This is a genomic window from Vibrio sp. 1069 (assembly GCF_033340555.1).
On the sequence record NZ_JAWOWP010000293.1, the window covers coordinates 1 to 759 of the forward strand.

Sequence of the window (759 nt, forward strand, 5' to 3'; positions counted from 1 at the left end):
TTGGCGCGAAAATCAAAGGGAAGAGCATCGTCGTCGATTTGTCGGTTTAGTGGTATTGGGAGTCATGGTGGCGTTGGGGATTCAGTGGGGCGTTGGCAAATATTATGAGTACCAACAAGATCTTCAACAAGAGCGACTCGACTATCTAACAACGTACATTTCCGATCTAGATAAGCGGATAGAAGCGATGAAGATCGCGGAGCTTGAACACAGCAAAATCTTGGAACGCTTGAAAGTTGTGGAAGCGTTGCAAAATGGTCGGAATAAAACCACTGATTTTATGAACCTCATGCCTGCTGTTATTCCAGAAGGCGTGTATGTCGACAAGATCAAAATGAACGATCTAGAAATTGAAATCTCAGGTATTTCAGACAGTACACCTCGGCTAGCAACCATGCTCGATAACATGGAGCGTTCTGCCAAGCTACTGGACGTTGAAATGCACTCTATCGTGCACGGAAAAGCCCGTTTCGGTAAAGAGTTTCAGACCTTTAAAGTGTCCTTCATGTTTAACACGGTAGAAGAGAAGAAAGAGGGAAAACAACATGGTTAATTGGCAAGATCTAGAAATGGATGAGATTGCTGAATGGCCATTACTGCCTCAGCTTGTAGTGATCTGCCTGCTTGTTCTTCTTATCCAAGGGTTTGGTTATTGGTTTTACTTAAAGCCAGAAGAGGCTCGCTTGAACAATTTGATTCAAGAGGAGCAAACATTAAAAGTGGCATTGCGCATAAAAGCCAACAAGGTGGCTGCATTGC

Annotated in this window: 1 protein-coding gene and 1 pseudogene; both read left to right on the forward strand. The window is 43.7% G+C overall.

Translation table 11 applies throughout. The features are described from left to right. Positions 1–553, forward strand: a 553-nt coding sequence (locus R7040_RS26075) for a PilN domain-containing protein (RefSeq protein ID WP_318097521.1), incomplete at its 5' end; no start/stop codon positions are given. Beyond that, positions 546–759 (forward strand): annotated as a pseudogene (locus R7040_RS26080) (fimbrial protein); the annotation flags it as partial. The gene R7040_RS26075 and the pseudogene R7040_RS26080, both read left to right, overlap by 8 nt.